The organism is Paenarthrobacter sp. YJN-D, assembly GCF_015040335.1.
GTDB classification, from domain to species: Bacteria; Actinomycetota; Actinomycetes; order Actinomycetales; family Micrococcaceae; genus Arthrobacter; species Arthrobacter nicotinovorans.
Window position 1 is genome coordinate 2777064 of record NZ_CP053549.1, and the last position, 16718, is coordinate 2793781.

At 61.6% G+C, this 16718-nt stretch carries 10 protein-coding genes; 2 read left to right on the forward strand and 8 right to left on the reverse strand.

Annotated elements, in window-relative coordinates; genetic code table 11:
- Window positions 1-158 precede the first annotated feature (158 nt).
- Genes HMI60_RS12885 through HMI60_RS12895 form a run of 3 tightly spaced genes read right to left on the reverse strand, consistent with a single transcriptional unit; the run spans window position 159 to window position 2850 of the window.
- Window positions 159-1145, reverse strand: a complete 987-nt coding sequence (locus tag HMI60_RS12885) for a Gfo/Idh/MocA family protein (protein WP_018776424.1) — start codon at window positions 1143-1145, stop codon at window positions 159-161.
- Complete coding sequence (locus HMI60_RS12890) at window positions 1145-2236, reverse strand: DegT/DnrJ/EryC1/StrS aminotransferase family protein (protein ID WP_018776425.1); 1092 nt, start codon at window positions 2234-2236, stop codon at window positions 1145-1147. The genes HMI60_RS12885 and HMI60_RS12890 overlap by 1 nt, the downstream gene beginning before the upstream one ends.
- Window positions 2233-2850, reverse strand: coding sequence for an acyltransferase (locus HMI60_RS12895; protein WP_018776426.1), 618 nt, complete (start codon window positions 2848-2850; stop codon window positions 2233-2235). The genes HMI60_RS12890 and HMI60_RS12895 overlap by 4 nt, the downstream gene beginning before the upstream one ends.
- Window positions 2851-3053: 203 nt before the next feature.
- Between HMI60_RS12895 and HMI60_RS12900 the strand changes: the two genes are divergently transcribed.
- The gene (locus tag HMI60_RS12900; RefSeq protein WP_193589765.1) at window positions 3054-7169 is read left to right on the forward strand and encodes an FtsK/SpoIIIE domain-containing protein; all 4116 of its coding nucleotides are present in this window, start codon (window positions 3054-3056) and stop codon (window positions 7167-7169) included.
- 29 nt (window positions 7170-7198) lie between these two features.
- Here the strand turns inward: HMI60_RS12900 and HMI60_RS12905 are convergent, their stop codons facing one another.
- Entirely contained in the window at window positions 7199-7687 is a 489-nt protein-coding gene (locus HMI60_RS12905) for a hypothetical protein (protein WP_035733094.1), read from the reverse strand.
- A 238-nt stretch (window positions 7688-7925) separates the two neighbouring features.
- Here HMI60_RS12905 and HMI60_RS12910 point away from each other — a divergent pair, with 238 nt between their 5' ends.
- Entirely contained in the window at window positions 7926-8174 is a 249-nt protein-coding gene (locus HMI60_RS12910) for a WhiB family transcriptional regulator (RefSeq protein ID WP_003804966.1), read from the forward strand.
- 88 nt (window positions 8175-8262) lie between these two features.
- Here the strand turns inward: HMI60_RS12910 and HMI60_RS12915 are convergent, their stop codons facing one another.
- The 4 genes from HMI60_RS12915 to HMI60_RS12930 are packed head-to-tail and all read right to left on the reverse strand — an operon-like array spanning window position 8263 to window position 16631.
- Window positions 8263-9732, reverse strand: coding sequence for a sensor histidine kinase (locus HMI60_RS12915; RefSeq protein ID WP_018776429.1), 1470 nt, complete (start codon window positions 9730-9732; stop codon window positions 8263-8265).
- A gap of 30 nt (window positions 9733-9762) precedes the next feature.
- Window positions 9763-14619 (reverse strand): NAD-glutamate dehydrogenase, encoded by a 4857-nt coding sequence (locus HMI60_RS12920; RefSeq protein WP_018776430.1) that lies wholly within the window; start codon window positions 14617-14619, stop codon window positions 9763-9765.
- 57 nt (window positions 14620-14676) lie between these two features.
- The gene (locus HMI60_RS12925) at window positions 14677-15990 is read right to left on the reverse strand and encodes a P-loop NTPase (protein ID WP_193589766.1); all 1314 of its coding nucleotides are present in this window, start codon (window positions 15988-15990) and stop codon (window positions 14677-14679) included.
- On the reverse strand, window positions 15987-16631 hold the full coding sequence (locus HMI60_RS12930; protein ID WP_018776432.1) for an SAF domain-containing protein: 645 nt from the start codon (window positions 16629-16631) through the stop codon (window positions 15987-15989). Before HMI60_RS12930 ends, HMI60_RS12925 begins: the two co-directional genes overlap by 4 nt.
- Window positions 16632-16718: the final 87 nt, after the last annotated feature.

Below are 16718 nucleotides of genomic sequence, written 5' to 3' on the forward strand. Positions count from 1 at the left end.
CACAAAAATGCCCACGTCTACTGGTCAAGGCTACCCGACGTTACGATCGAATCCCGATTCGGGAACGCGCGGAAGGGGGGCAGCGATTGACCGGAAAAACGAACGGGAGGCGTGGCCTGCGCCAGCCTCCCGTTCAAATGTGCAAAAATCCAGCCGCGCTACAGCGCGACGACAGCGCCCGTTTCGGCTGATTTGAGTACAGCCTCAGCAACGCGCAGGGTCTCAAGGCCTTCGGCCATTGTGACAATGTTCATGGACTTGCCCAGAACGGCGTCGCGGAAAGCCTCATGTTCCATCTTCAGTGGTTCACGCTTGGCCAAGGCAAAACGGGTAGACGATCCCTCGGACACACCACGGAATGCCGCGATCGAATCCCAGTCCGTCTGGAAGGTGCCGTTTTCGACAAACGTCAAGTCAGCGGAAATCGTGTCGGCAATGTATGCGCCACGCTCGCCCAGGACAACCGTCGTGCGTTCCTTCATGGGTGAGAGCCAGTTGACGATGTGGTTGGTTACTACGCCGTCCTTGAGGTGCCCGATCGCAGTGACCATGTCCTCGTGCTGACGACCACTCCGTGATGTAGTGTGCGCAACGACGTTGACAAAGTTACTCTGGGCCAGCCATGCGGTGAGGTCGATGTCGTGGGTAGCAAGATCCTTGACCACTCCAACGTCGGCAATCCGGGACGGGAACGGGCCCTGGCGCCGGGTGGAGATCTGGTAGACCTCGCCGAGATCGCCATTTTCAAGCCGCTCACGGAGGCTCTGCAGGGAGGGGTTGAAGCGCTCGATGTGCCCAACGGCGCCGATCAAGCCTTTGGAATCAAAGGCCTCCGCAATCCGGCGGCCGGAGACAGAATCGTTGGCAATCGGCTTTTCCACCAAGCAGTGCACGCCGGCCTCGGCCAGCTGGAGGGCAACTTCCTCGTGGAGGATTGTCGGCACGGCGGCGACAGCCATGTCGATGCCCTGCTCAATGAGTTGCTCGACGGAATTGCAAACCTCCAGCCCACTGGCAACGTTGTGGGGGTCTCCAAAGGAGTCAGCGACGGCGACAAGGTCAACACCCTCGAGCTCGCGGATAACGCGTGCGTGGTGACGGCCCATCATGCCCAGCCCAATGAGGCCAGCGCGCAGATTTGCCACTAGCTACCTGCCTTTGCAACGGCGTTGACAGCAGCGACGATCCGGTCAAGGTCATCCTGGCTAAGTGACGGGTGCACGGGAAGGGACAGCACAGTGGAGGCCGCTTCTTCAGTGACCGGCAGGTCATCGGAGGTCTGGAACGGCGCAAGGCGGTGGTTGGGAATCGGGTAGTAGACGCCGCAGCCCACGTTGTACTCCTCGCGCAAGGCCTTCGCGAAGCCATCACGGTCCTCGGCAATCCGGATGGTGTACTGGTGATAAACGTGCTCGTAGCCTTCAACGACCTTCGGGGTAACGACACCTTCGATGTTTGCATCGAAGAATGCTGCGTTCTCCTGCCGGGTCTTCGTCCAGCCTTCGACCTTGGTCAGCTGCACACGACCGATTGCTGCGTGAATGTTGGTCATGCGCGCGTTGAAGCCAACCAGTTCGTTTTCGTACTGGCGCTCCATGCCCTGGTTGCGAAGCAACCGAAGCCGCCGTTCGACGTCGGCCAGGCCGGTGCTGACCATGCCGCCCTCACCGGAGGTCATGTTCTTCGTCGGGTACAAGCTGAACATGGCGAAATCGCCGAATGTACCGACCTTGCGGCCGTTGACTGCCGCGCCGTGTGCCTGGGCAGCGTCTTCAAAGACCTTCACGCCGTGCTTGGCGGCAACTGCACCAATTCCGTCCACGTCAAACGGGTGACCGTAGAGGTGCACCGGCATGATGGCTGCGGTGCGGTCAGTGATCTTCGACTCGACGGAAGCAGGATCCAGCGTGTAGTGGTCGATGTCCACATCGGCGAAGACAGGGGTAGCACCTGTCAACGCCACGGAGTTGGCTGTTGCCGCGAAGGTAAACGACGGCACGATGACTTCATCGCCAGGGCCAATGCCCGCAGCCAAAAGACCGAGGTGCAAACCGGATGTTCCGGAGTTGACGGCCACGGCTGCCCTGCCGTCCAGGAGGACCTGCGAGAATTCCTGTTCAAAGGACGCAACCTCCGAACCCTGTGCGAGTTGGCCGGAGGCCAGAACAGCCTCTACTGCCTTGCGCTCATCATCACCGATGATGGGCTTGGCGGGGGGAATGAATTCGGGGCTCATGCCTCTACCTCTCGAAGGGTCTCGTTCTGTTCAACATATGTGGCGCCGGTTTCCGGGCATACCCAGTTGTCACCGCTGCGTTGCAGCGGGAAACCGGCCTTGCCGACCCAACCATGGCGCTTGGCCGGAACTCCGACCATCAAAGCAAAATCAGGAACATCTTTGGCCACGACAGCACCCGCGGCCACAGTAGCCCAGCGTCCGATCGTGACCGGAGCAACACATACAGCGCGGGCGCCGATGGACGCGCCTTCACGAATAGTGACGCCCACGGGCTCCCAATCATGGGCGCTCTTCAAAGTTCCATCGGGTGCAACTGCCCGGGGGTATGTGTCATTCGTCAGCACTACGGCGGGTCCGATGAAGACCCCTGCCTCCAGTTCCGCGGGCTCGTAGACAAGCGCATAGTTCTGAACTTTGCAGTTGTCCCCCATCTTGACTCCGGAGCCGATGTAGGCCCCGCGTCCGACGATGCAATTGACCCCTAGTTCGGCCTGCTCGCGGACTTGGGCAAGATGCCAAATCTTTGATCCATCACCAATTACCGCCTTGTCTGAAACATCGGCGCTCTCCGCAACCACTATCACCGGTGAAGGTCCTTCCTCATTGAGCACACGCGACAACGAGTTTCATCTTAGCTGAGACACAAAGCCACAGCGTCAAGGCGCCGTTTACCCTTCCCTGGCAAAAGTTGTCCACATACACCTCATGGGGTGCTGCGGTTTCGTCCTGAGCTCCATAACGATGGTGGTGCATGCAAAGGGAGGACTAGGCAATGACGTTGGAGTGCACACTGGTTCGGAGCCCCACTGCGCCCATGCCAGCGGATCCGGAGGAATTGACCATCGAAGTACCGCCGGGCGCGTCCGGTGCCCAGCTGGAAGCCCTGATCAAGGCCGTCCGGAACACCGGGCAGCTTTTTGTTGCAGGGCGGCATCTCGCCGACCTGACCGTCGGGGTGCCACCTCTTGTGTCCGGTGCAGTGATCGTGGACGGATTCGTGCCGCCGGCGGAAACATCAACCATGCTTCCTCTGATGTTGCTCACCCATACCGGCCCTGCCGCAGGGTCTGTCTTCCGGATTCCGCGTGGGCAACACCACATTGGCCGTGGAACTGCAGGGATTTCGCTACCCGATCCTGGAATGTCCAGGGAACACGCATTACTGGATGTCTCGGGTGAACGCTTGGAAGTAACCAGCGTTGCTGCAGCGAACCCCATAGATGTGGACGGTCGGCCCGTCCGCCGCGCTTTGGTCACATCCCGCTCCACCCTCCGTTGCGGGCATACAACTTTCAGCCTCGCGCCGGACAACGAGTGCTTTCCTGCCGTCGCAGCGGATGCGGGTCGTTCGGTGCAGGAACCAATCGAGGTGCCCTGCGCAAAGAACCACGGGAGCCGGGCCACCATCGCGCTTGCCGCAGGGTTGCCTTTGATTGCCGGAATCGGTCTCGCGGCGGCCACCGGGATGTGGATGTACTTGGGGTTCTCTGCGATATCCGCGCTTGGCTTGGTTTTCCCCTTGTTGCTTGGGGGAAAGGGACGGCAGGAATACCGCCGAGCACTTGATCATGCGGTTCGCGAAGACATCGCCAGACGCCACCGTTGCTCGCCTTCTGCCGCCGAGTTACTGGTAGCCGGCCAAAGCCGTCCGGCGGCCGCGGGACCTGGCGCAAGGGGTTTGGCCTCAGGCGGAAACCCCGGGACGCCGTCGCCGGATACCAATGCAGGAGGTGTCCAGGCTGAGCCCCGGGTTTGGTTGCGACTGGGCACCGCCCAGTCCTCGGCCAATATCCGCCTCGTCCCTGGCGACCGACATTTCTCACCGCCACCCGTCGGCTCGTGCCCTGTCTCGTTAGATCCTGGCCATCGGCGCGTGGCTATACAAGGCCACGGCAAACACGTGGCAGCCTTGCTTCGATTCATCGTCATGCAGCTTGCAAGTTTCCCAAACTCAGCCTCTGCTCCCATCGTGTTGCTGGGGGCAGTCGAAGACCTGCCCCTGAGTGCCCGGTTTCTCCCTCAGGTGACCCTCGCTGCGGACGCTGACGCGGCCGTGGCTGCCGTGAACACGCTCCGGCATGGCCGGCAGGGCACTCTTATTGTGATGGAGAGCCCAACAGGGCAGGAGAACGAGGCCCTTTCCCGAGCCATCCAGGCTTCGCATCAGGCCCAGTGGCAGGTACTGCACTGTCACTCCGGGGCTTCAGTCCCCCTGGACGCCATCACCATCGAACCGTCGGGCGTGGCTGCATCTTTTGAGTCGGCAGGTGAGCGCTTCGATTTTGTGCCCGACCTCGTTCCCGCCGAGGTATTCGATCGCTTCTGCCGGACAGTTGCCGCAAGGTTGAGCGAGCAAGCGCCGCTTACTCACGGCGTTCTTCCAGACCGGTCTTCACTGGCGGCCCTTCTTCCCTGCGGCCAACGCCGGATCCTTAGCAGGTGGCGCACTGCCTCCGGACTGGAAAGCCTGACAGCTGTGCTGGGAGAAGGCCGGGCCGGCCCGGTCACATTCGACCTCAAGATGGACGGTCCTCACCTTCTGATTGCGGGTACTACCGGCTCTGGAAAGTCCGAACTGCTGAAGACTTTCGTTGCTTCCATCGCGCTGAGCGTCCCGCCGGAGCACGCAGCTTTTCTGTTTTTCGATTTCAAGGGCGGTTCAGGGCTGGGTCCGTTAACAGCCCTCCCGCACTGCGTGGGCATCCTGACGGATCTGAGCCGGCAGCATCTTGATCGAGCATTGGAGTCGCTGCGTGGAGAAATACGGCACCGCGAGAAGCTTTTCGCCGACTGGGGGGCAACGGACCTCGCAGAATACCAACGAACGAAAGGCGCCAAGGACTGCAGGCTCCCGCACCTGATACTGGTCATAGATGAGTTCCGGATCCTTGTCGACGAGACTCCGGCTGCGCTCCACGAACTCATGCGGGTGGCGACGATCGGACGTTCCCTGGGAATCCATCTGGTCATGGCCACACAGCGACCACAAGGAGCCTTGACCGCTGATATAAGGGCAAACGTGACCTCCAGCATCGCACTTCGAGTCCAGTCGGAGATGGAGTCGGTCGACATCATCAATTCGAAGGCTGCTGCGTCAATTGGCGTTGATGTTCCCGGGCGGGCGTTCCTGGCAACGGCAGCGAAGGAGCCCGAAGAGTTCCAAGCAGCCTCTCTGGACGCTCCGCAATCCGGCGGTGTGTCGTCCATGGCCGACCATTTGTCGCCAGGAAGCGGCGCCGCGCCTGGCCGGGTTGTTCGGTCTGCTGCCCAGGCGCTCGGCGAACCCTTCGACAGCCGGGATCTCGTCGGCAAGGACGTCGACGGTTCCGGCCGCAGCACGTCCCAGGCACTTACAGGCGCCGGGAGTTTGGTATCCAATATTAATGCCGCTTGGCGCCACTTGGGCACTCCCTCTCCCCGAAGCCCCATCGCAGCACCCCTGCCGCACTCGATTCCTTGGACGGCCGAACTCTCAACTGAGGGTGAGCCTGAGGTGATGCATGAAAGCGATAGGGCATCCTGGCGGGTGGGACCGGTGGCACTGGTGGACAAGCCTGCCCAGCAACGGGTTGAGTGCCTCACTTGGATGCCCGCCGACCATGGACACCTGGCATTGATTGGCAACGCATCAAGTGGCATGCAGGACAGCTTCCGCGCGATCACCGCCCTGGTGGCCACCCGGGCGCCCCAGCCCCATCTCTACATTCTGGACGCGAGCCGATTACTGGGTCAGCTGGAGTCGCAACAAGGAATCGCGGCTTTCGCGGGTGTCGATCAAGTTGGCTTCGCGGCCCGGATCCTGTCGCGGTTGGCAGCCGAAATGGAGCGACGGCGCGCCTTGGGTGGCCTCGAGGGGCGTTGCCGGCCACTGGTGCTGATCGTGGCCGGCTGGTGCTCTTGGTCAACGGCCTTCCGAGGAGGCCCCCACGAATGGGCTGAGGGCATTCTGCACGACATCGCCAGGGACGGAAGCCCCGTGGGCATCACTCTTCTGATTTCCGGGGAGCGGGAACTGGTCAGCTCCCGCCTGTTTGCCGCAATCCCAAATCGTGCCTATTTTCCTTTGGGGACAACTGATGAATCCAGGTTCCACTGGCCTCGTCTTCCCGAAGTGGAACCCGTTCGGGGGCGGGCCGCAGTGATGGGAAACGTCGTCGAGGGTCAAACGGCCTCAGCGCAGTTCAGGGAGGCGCCAACAGCTGGGCTCTGGCCTTTTGGGGACCTGGCTCCGGCCGAACCGCCTTTTCGCTTGCGACCCCTCCCCCACCTGCTGACACGCGAGGACTTCCTCAACCGCAAGGCAGCGCTGGGCAGCTCGAAGAAAGAGCCGCGTACGGCAATCCGGTCGGTGGGGGCGGATGAAAAGGTGCCGGAGCCTCTCTGGATCGGTGTCGCCGGTGACGAAGCACAACCCGCAGCGCTACCCCTCAGGGACAAGGGAGTCAGCCTTGTCCTGGGGGGTCCAAGTTCCGGCAAGAGCACCATTCTTGGATCGTTGGTCCGCTTGAACCCGGGGACCTTGTGGCTCTTTCCACCGGACGCAGCCTCTGCGGGAACGTTCTGGGCTTCAACTGCGTCGGAGGCCACTGCGGGAAATCTGGATCCTGGAAGTGTGCTGCTGGTGGATGACGCAGACTCCCTGGATGCCCAGGGCCGCCAGGCTCTCAATGCCCTGGACGGGCAAGTCGCAGGCATCATCCTGACAGCTACGTTCGGCCCGGCCCTACACCAACTTCCTCTGGCCAGGCAGGTGCAAGCAGCCGGCATGGGGTTGGTCTTGTCGCCCTCAAAACCGCACGACGGCGAGCTCCTGGGTGTCCGGCTTCAACCCGACACCGCGCGGCGCCCTGGCCGCGGCTTCATTGTCGACCGCGGTGTAATTACTCCCTGCCAGGCAGTACTCTCCTCCGGCCTTCCAGCACGCGGGTGACCGCACCCGGAACGCCGTGCGATGGACCGCTATAAGACGTCGCCGGAACCACCTGTACGCGATGCGTAAGAGATGACGTCTTTCTGGAAGAGGAAGATGATTGCGGCAAGCGCGGGAAGGATCATTGCCAGCCCTTGGAACACGAGTCCGCCCGTCATGGTTGGAAAACCTATGGTGAGGACGAATAGTTGGGCCACCAGCGCAGCCGCGCGGGTCCACCTGTACCCGCGGAACAGGAAATGCCCCACCGCGAACAGCCACGTTGAGAAGGCCAGCAACAGAACAAGCGTAAAGACCGCTCCCCAAAAAGTCAGCACTGGAGCGCCAGTCAGGAGCTCGAAGCCATACCAGGCCGCGGCCGCCAGCAAGGCAAGCGCTTCGAGCACAACGACGACGGAAATGATCAGAATCCCTCGGGGACGCACGGTTCCCGAGTTGCTCGGAGACTGTCGGCCGGAACCATTGTTTCCATCGTGGCCAGCGTGAGGTTGGGCAGGGTCTACAGGAGGTCTTGACACACTGGCACACTACCGGACATAGTCATCTAGCAGTGAGGGCACTGGCGGCTGATGTGATGCATCGCTCACGGATTCCGAGCATTTCGACCACTAACACCCCTTGTTTACAAGGCGTTAACATGAAACGCTTGACTCAGACGACCAAGGGGGCCCATGCGGGCCCCTTTCCTTTGGAGCCTCTCGTGAATGTTTTCACAAAAGGCCCTTCTAGTTCTCACGAATGGAGTGACTGATCAGCATGGATTGGCGTAATCGCGCAGCCTGCCTCGACAAGGACCCGGAGCTCTTCTTCCCAGTCGGCAACACGGGACCAGCACTTCTCCAGATCGAGGAAGCCAAGAGCGTCTGCCGCCGCTGCCCCGTGGTGGACACCTGCCTTCAGTGGGCATTGGAGTCCGGCCAGGACGCCGGCGTTTGGGGCGGAATGAGTGAAGACGAACGACGTGCACTCAAGCGTCGCGCAGCACGCGCACGTCGCGCCTCCTAGTTTCGAAGAAAGAGAAAGGCCGCGGACCGAATGGTCCGCGGCCTTTCTCTTTATGGCAGACAGAACATGCAGACAGAACATGAGGGCGCTAGGCCCGGGCGAGGTTAAGGACAATCTCCACGGCTGTCCCGCCACCCTCCCTCGGACTCCACTGGATGGTTCCGCCCAGCTCACTGGTGACCAGGGTGCGGACGATCTGCAAGCCCAAACCCTCCGTGTACTGCCCATCCGGCAGCCCCACGCCGTCGTCGGCAATGGTGACGGTCAGGAACTCATCCTTGCCGTCCCCTTCGGCCCGGTCAGCCACCAGCCACACTGTTCCGGTGCGGCCTTCCAATCCATGCTCGACAGCATTGGTAACAAGCTCGTTGATGACCAGTGCCAGCGGAGTCGCAAAATCGCTGGGCAGCTCCCCGAAAAGCCCTGAACGTTCGGTTCGCACCTGTTGCGACGGCGAGGCCACTTCGGCTGACAGCCGGAATTGCCGCCCGATCAACTCGTCGAAGTCAACGCTCTGCGTAAGACCTTGGGACAGAGTTTCATGCACGAGTGCGATCGTGGCTACACGCCGCATCGCTTGTTCGAGGCCTTGCTTGGCCTCGTCGCTGACCATTCGCCTTGACTGCATGCGCAGGAGGGCGGCCACAGTCTGCAGGTTGTTTTTGACCCTGTGGTGGATTTCGCGGATGGTCGCATCCTTGGTGACGAGCTCCATTTCCCGGCGCCTGAGCTCGGAAACGTCGCGACAGAGCACCAGGGCGCCGAAGCGGTGTTGCTCGTCGCGAAGCGGGATGGCTCGCAACGAAAGGCTGACTCCCCTGGATTCAATTTCACTTCGCCATGGCATGCGGCCCGTGACCACCAAAGGCAGGGTCTCGTCAACCATCCGCCGGTCCTTCAGCAAGCCTGCGGTAACTTCCGCCAATGAACGGCCTTCCAACGACTCGACTTCACCGAGTCTGCGGAATGCCGAAACCCCATTGGGACTTGCGTATTGGACTATGCCGTCGGCATCGAGCCGGATCAGTCCGTCACCGACCCTCGGAGCCCCTCGACGCGAGCCCGTTGGAGAAGCAAAGTCCGGCCACAGTCCGAGAGTGCCCATGCGAAGAAGGTCGTAGGCACACTGGCGATATGTCAGCTCCAGCCGCGAAGGCATACGGGAGCTGGAGAGGTCCATGTGGGACGTTACGACGGCGAGTGTTCTTCCGTTGCGCACCATGGGAACCGCTTCAACGCGTAGGGCCATCTCGCTGCTCCAGCTTGTTTCGCTTGAACGCTCGATGGCCCTGCTGTTCCATGCTTTCTCCACCAAGGGCCGGAGATCCGAGCGGATGCCCTCACCCACGAAGTCCGCATGGAACACCGTGTGCGATGTTGACGGACGGACGTGGGCGAGGGCAATGTAGCCGAACTCAGGGTGTGGGAACCACAACGCAAGGTCAGCGAAAGCCAGGTCGGCGACCATTTGCCAGTCACCGACGAGGAGGTGCAGCCATTCGGCATCTCCAGGCCCGAAATCAGCGTGTTCCCTGATGGGGTCTGTAAAGATTGCCACTGCACCTCCATTTGCGACGCGAGGATGTTCCTAGCGTCGGACGATTGACCTCAAGAGCCTTAATGCTACCGACAGTGAGGCCATGTCGTCGGCCTCGAGTGCGTTGACCTCATCAAACATGGTCTTCGCCCTGCCTAGTTGCTCGGCGTTCAGCCCCTCCCATGCCTTGAGCCGTTCTTCGGCAGACGCATTGGGTTCGGTTGCTTCAAGGACTGACGTAGTCATGTCGGCAACGGTCGAGTACAGGTCGTCCCGAAGGGCTGCCCGGGCAAGAGCCTGCCAACGGTCATCGCGCGGCAGGGAGCTGATGCGTTCGAGCAACGAGTCCACGTGGAAGCGGTTGAACACTGTGTAGTAAACGTGTGCCACATGTTCCACGGTGTCGTTGCCGGTCTGGGCAATCCGGGCGATGTCCAGAAGGGCGTAGCTCTCGAAGAGTTCCGCCCACCTCCGGGCGAGGTGTTCGGGAAGATCCCAACTCAGCGCCTTGTCGAGCCAGCCGCTGATGCGGACCTTGTCCTCACCACGCAGGTAGTCCAGAAGCTTGGCGCGCAACGGTTCCATCATGGGCTTGAACGCTTCCACGACGCTGGCAATCGGCTGTGATGCCATTCCTTGTCCCAGTACCCAACGCACTGCCCGGTCGAGCAAGCGCCGGATGTCGAGATGAACTTCGCTCCAGTGCTCGGTGGGGAATGACGCCGGCAGCGCATTCAGCTCAGCCACCATTGGGTCGAGGTCGTAGATTTCGCGCAGGGCTACAAATGCTTTGGCCACTGCGACCTCGTTCGCCGATGTTTCTTCGATGGCCCTGAACGCAAACGTGATGCCGCCCAGGTTGATGATGTCGTTTGCCACCACGGTGGCGATGATCTCGCGCCGCAGCGGGTGGGTGTCCAGCTCGGCGTCGAACTTCTCGCGCAACTGTTTCGGGAAGTAGTTGCGGATGGTGTCCGAGAACCACGGGTCGTCAGCCAGGTTGCTTTCGCGCAACGCCGTACCCAGCTCAATCTTCGCGTAAGCCGCGAGGACCGCGAGCTCCGGTGAGGTTAAGCCCTGGCCCTGTTCCAAACGGGCACGGAGGGTATCCGTGGTTGGCAACGCTTCAAGGTCCCGCTTGAGGTCGGCGGATTTCTCCAGCCAGTCCATGAGCCGCTCATAACTTGGACTCCAGTCAGCGACCCGCGTCCGGTCATTGAGCAGCAGGATGTTTTGATCGATGTTGTCCTGCAGCACCAGCCTGCCGACCTCGTCGGTCATGTCGGCGAGGAAGGCAGCCCTCTCAGCCTCTTGGAGCTTGCCGGCCGCCACCATCCGGTCCACGAAGATCTTGATGTTGACCTCGTGGTCCGAGCAGTCCACGCCTGCGGAGTTGTCGATCGCATCCGTATTAAGGATGACGCCTTGCAGAGCGGCTTCAATACGCCCGCGCTGGGTCAATCCGAGGTTTCCGCCCTCTCCAACAACCTTGACCCGCAAGTCACGCCCATCCACGCGAATGGAATCGTTGGCCTTGTCACCGACTGCTGCGTGGGTTTCCGTGCTCGCCTTGACGTAGGTGCCGATACCACCGTTGTAGAGGAGGTCGGCCGGTGCCAGCAGGATTGCGCGGAGCAGTTCAGGCGGGCTGAGTTGTGTCGTTCCCTCGGGCAAGCCCAACGACTTCCGCACCTGTTCGGAGACCGGAATCGTCTTTGCCTGGCGTGCATACACACCGCCGCCCTCACTGATGAGTGCCCGGTCGTAATCGTCCCAGGAAGAACGGGGCAGCTCAAACAAACGTTGCCGCTCAGCGAAGGATGCTGCTGCATCAGGTGCGGGATCGAGGAAGATGTGGCGGTGGTCGAAGGCGGCCACCAGCCTGATGTGGCGCGACAGCAGCATGCCGTTTCCAAAAACGTCACCTGACATATCGCCAACGCCCACCACGGTGAACTCTTCGGTCTGGGTGTCGAGGTCGAGTTCGCTGAAGTGACGCTTGACCGACTCCCAGGCTCCGCGCGCCGTAATACCCATCGCTTTGTGGTCGTAACCGACCGATCCACCGGAGGCGAAGGCGTCACCCAGCCAGAAGCCGTACTCGGCCGCCAGGCCATTTGCCGTGTCCGAGAAAGTAGCCGTGCCCTTATCGGCCGCCACCACCAGGTAGGAGTCGTCGCCGTCGTGACGAACAACGTCCGACGGCGGGACAAGCCTTTCGCCGTCGGCCGACGTCACGAGGTTGTCCGTAATATCCAGCAAGCCCCGGATGAAAGTCTTGTAGCTTTCGATACCTTCGGCCATCCAGGCGGCGCGGTCCACGGCGGGATTGGGCAGTTTCTTCGCGAAGAACCCGCCCTTGGCGCCCGTTGGGACGATAACGGCGTTCTTGACGGTCTGTGCCTTCACCAGCCCAAGGATCTCGGTTCGGAAATCCTCCCTGCGGTCCGACCAGCGGAGACCGCCACGAGCCACCTTGCCGAAACGCAGGTGCACCCCTTCAACGCGTGGGGAGTAAACCCAGATTTCGAACATCGGACGCGGGAAGGGCAGTCCCTCAATCGACGTCGGGTCCAGCTTGAAGCTGAGGTATTCCTTGTTCTGGAAGTAATTGGTTCGCAGCGTGGACTCAATAAGGTTAATGAAGGTCCGCAGGACACGGTCGGCATCCAAGGTGGCAACCTGTTCCACCGACTCGGCGAGGGAGGCACGCGCTGCCTCCTGGCGTTCGTCACGCACCTCGTCCGCCACTGAGGGATCGAATCGTGCTGAGAAGAGTTCAATGAGCCCACGCGCAACGTCGGGGTTGCCCAGCAGGGTATCGGCGATGAAGCCGAAGGAGTTCGTGTTCCCCATTTGGCGCATGTACTTGGCGTACGCCCTCAGCACCACTACCTGACGCCAGTGCATTCCTTCGCGGAGCACCAGGCGATCGAAGTTGTCGGATTCCACCGCGCCGGTGACTGCAGCACCGAAGGACTGGGCCAAAAGACTTCCGGTAGCCAGGGGGTCGACTCCCGCGGGGTACTTCAGTCCCAGGTCGTAGAGGAAGAAATCGCGATGATCCGCAGTTTCGATCTCGAATGGCCGCTCATCCAGTACTTCCAGGCCAAGGTTGTGGAAGTAGGGAAGGATCTGGCTCAGGCTCTTTGGCTCCATCAGGTAGAGCTTGACCCGGGCGTCTTCCTCCAAAGCCTCACCCGCTCCGTCCGGAAGGTATACGTGGACGCCGGGTTTCACGTTTCGAGTGGCTTCACCGGCCCGCTCCGCCTGGGCACCGTATTCCTCAAAGCGTTCGATGTCCTGCAGCGCGTCTTCGACCTCATAGTCCACGCGGTAGCCAGCGGGGAACGCTTCGGCCCAGAGAGCCGCCAGGGCATCTGCGCTCTCGGCAGGGTGATGCTCTCGAAGCACCTCCGTAATGCCCTCGCTCCAGGACCTCGACGCCCGCATCAACCGGTGTTCGAGTTCCTGTACGTTCACTTCCGCCAGCTCAGCGGTGCGGGGCAAACGAATCCGGAAGAAGACACGGGCAAGTGCCGATTCAGTGATCCGGGCCTCGTAGTCGATCGTCTCGGCCTGGAACGTCTCACGGAGTTCCTGCTCGATCCGAAGCCGGACACTGGTGGTGTAGCGGTCGCGGGGCAGGTAGACAACGGCAGACATAAAGCGGCCGTAAATATCGGGACGCAGGAACAGCTTCGTCCTGCGGCGCTCCTGCAGGCGCTGGATCCCCATGGCGGTTGCGGCAAGATCCGCTATCTCGATCTGGAAGAGTTCGTCCCTGGGGTAGGTCTCAAGGATGCCCAGGAGGTCCTTGCCGGAGTGTGAGTCAATCGGGAAACCAGCATTCCTCAGGACCGCGTCAACTTTGTCCCGGACGATCGGGATACTGCGGACAGAACCCGTGTAGGCACTCGTGGCGAACAACCCGATGAACCGGCGTTCACCGTTGACGTTGCCCTGGGCGTCAAAGCTCTTGACGCCGATGTAGTCGAGGTAGGCAGGACGGTGGACCGTGGAGCGCGAGTTTGCCTTGGTGATGACCAGCGCCCGCTTCTCCCTTGCCCTCTTGCGACCCGCATCGGTCAAGTGTTGTACCTGGCGGGTGGTGTCCCCTGCGCGGAGGAGTCCCAGGCCGCTGTCCTCACGAAGCTGCAGGACGTCCTCGCCCTCTTCCTCCACGAGGTCATATTCGCGGTATCCCAGAAAGGTGAAGTTGCCGTTGTCCAGCCAGCGCAGAAGGTCCTGCGCCTGCCGCAGCTCAGCAACCTGCTCGGGATGGGAGACTCCGCCGAGCGCTTCTGCCAGTTCCAGCGCCTTGCTGCGCATTTTCGGCCAGTCCTCGACGGCGGCACGCACGTCCCCGAGAACGCGATGCAGGCCTTCGATGAGTTGTGCGCGGGCGTCATCGCTGACACGGTCAATTTCGACGGCGATCCACGACTCCATGTGCGAGGCATTGTCACCATCGCCGAGAAGGTGGGCGATGCTCGGCAGAGCAGCGGTGTCGCCACTGGAAATACCCACAGTGGACGGGACCCGGGAAACGCTGCGCATTTCGCCGGAAACCCGGTCACGGGTCACGACGAACAAGGGGTGCATGACCATGCGGATGGCGCAGTTTTGGCGGACGAGCTCTGCGTTCACGGAGTCCACAAGGAAGGGCATGTCATCCGTGACGATATAAACAACGTTACGATCCGATTCGCTGCCGATTTCCACCAGGGCGTTTCCCGGACGGCGCGACTGGGCGACCGCTTTGTGCTTGGTGGCCCGCGAGATCAGCAGCTCCGGGGAATATGCCTGCGCATCCTCCTCCGCGAGGTGCTCGTAGTAGTCACCGAAGAACCCTTCACGGACAACTGCTGCATCGGACCGATCCTCCACGCTGGATCCTGACGACATCGACAAACGCCTCCATCACAAGTTGATTGCTGCGACTCTGCAGCCCACATGCCGAGCCTAGCGCTTAAGGCGCTGCAGGGCTCTGATACTTCGCCCAAAGGAATTGCGTTTTTGATGGACAGGTGCACATACGAGGCCGGCGATGGCAATCCTCAGCTCTGAATCGGGTGCGCATTCCAAGAGCACAGATCCCGTGAGCAGCGCCGTATCGCAAGCGAGCGGATCCGAGGGGAGGTAAGCGTCGATGCCCGTGCTTGGACCGTACCGGTTCCAGGCATCCTGCAACTGTTGGTGCGGGGCATATCCAACGGCTGATCGCTTGACTTTGTTCAACACAATTCGTGGCGACGCCTGCGGAACAACCTCTGCCAGCTCAGCCAAACCCCGCACCAGCCGTGGCACGCCGATGGCATCCGCGGTCCCCACGGCAAAGACAACGTCGGCCAGCCCAAGACTGCGAAGTGTTGCCGCGTTACGCCTGGGAGCCAAAGTGTCAAAGCTGAGTTCTTCATCGGATTCGAGACAGAAGCCCACGTCAATTACCACAGTGTCGGCCAGCTGCCTGGCTCTCTCCAAAACGCGAGTCAGAGCTGCGGCCCGTAGTTCAGTCCAACGGTCCGCCCGCGTGGTCCCGGTCAAAACGCGAAAAGAACCCGCCTTGGTGAAGACGCGGCTGGCCGTACCCGCCAGGGCATCGGCATCGAGCAGGCCCTGGTCGGCGAGTCTGCACGCTTGGGCCAAACCAGCCGACTCGTCCAGAAGGCCCAGCATCGCCGACACGCTGGCTCCGTAGCTATCCGCGTCCACCAGGATGACCGACTGACCATCAGCGGCCAATTCCGCCGCCATGTTGACCGCAAGCAAAGTCCTGCCCGGGGCACCGGTTGGCCCCCACACCGCGAAGATGCGCCCCGCACCATCACTGGGCTCTTCCGATTTCCCATCCGGCAGCGCCAGCTGCGGCGGTTCAACACTTGGATCCGCGAAACCCGCGCTGAGGCCATTGTCGGCCCGACCATAACGGCTGGCGCGTGCCACTGCTTGGGAAATCTCGTCCGCGAGGGCTTTGGGTTCAATATCCGAGGACGCGGCAACAACTCCGATGGAGCGGAGCCGCCCGGCTTCATCCGGATTATCGGTCAAGGCGAGGATAGAGACACCTACCGCCGCAAGCCTGTCCACCAACGTCGTGGTGAGTTCCTCGCAGCCGTCACCGACTATGGCCGCCAGCGCCAAACCGCTCTGGCACGCAGCCATCAGTTCGGCGAGTTCTGAACAGCGTCGGACAACCGTCACAGGGCCGTGCAGGCGTTCCAGCCCCTCAATGACGGCTTCCTGGGCGGCACCAACGGTTACGACGGGGATACTCATGAGACCCGTCCCGCTGGATTCCAGACCACGGAAACCTTGGCCTTGTTGGCCTGCGCCCCGAGCAGTTTTGGCATCTGCCCGTCTGTGACCAGGACGAGCACCGTTGAGGTTTTCGCCGCTCCCAATGTGGCAGAGCCGGGGACGATCTGCGCGATCTCAGCGCCCGGCAGCAGCAGCTGCGGATCCTCATAAGCCGCAGCCGCTCCAGGCATGGCAACCCAAACATCCACCCGGGCCCCTGGGCCCGCCTGGGCCGGCAACTCCCCGTCCATGGCAATGGCCACAGGCTTTCTGTCCAACGCATCGGCTGTGCCGAGGCTTTCACGGGGCAGCAGCTGGTTCCTGGCCACCCGCTGCAGGGCGACCTTCCCGGCTGACAGTCCATCCTCAACGGTGATGTAGCCTTCCTCAACCTCATCCAAACGGACCTTGACGATGGAAAGGTCCTCAGTGGTTATCTGCTGGCCGACCGCGATCTCTTCCCGGGCGGCGTATACCTGCGTCGTTTTGTCAGCACTTCCAACCAAGGCAACTGCTCCGGCCACTGACAGGAGCACCAGCAGGACGCCTATCAGCAGCCGGGGGTCCTTCCATGAAGGCTTGCTGATGCGTGCGGCGGCAAGAGGTGCAATTGGACCCATGTTTGTCTACTCCCCCAGAACGTGTTGTGAGCATGGTCGGCGGACCCGCCTCCCCATTCTTACCGTCGGGCGATATCCACCCCAAAG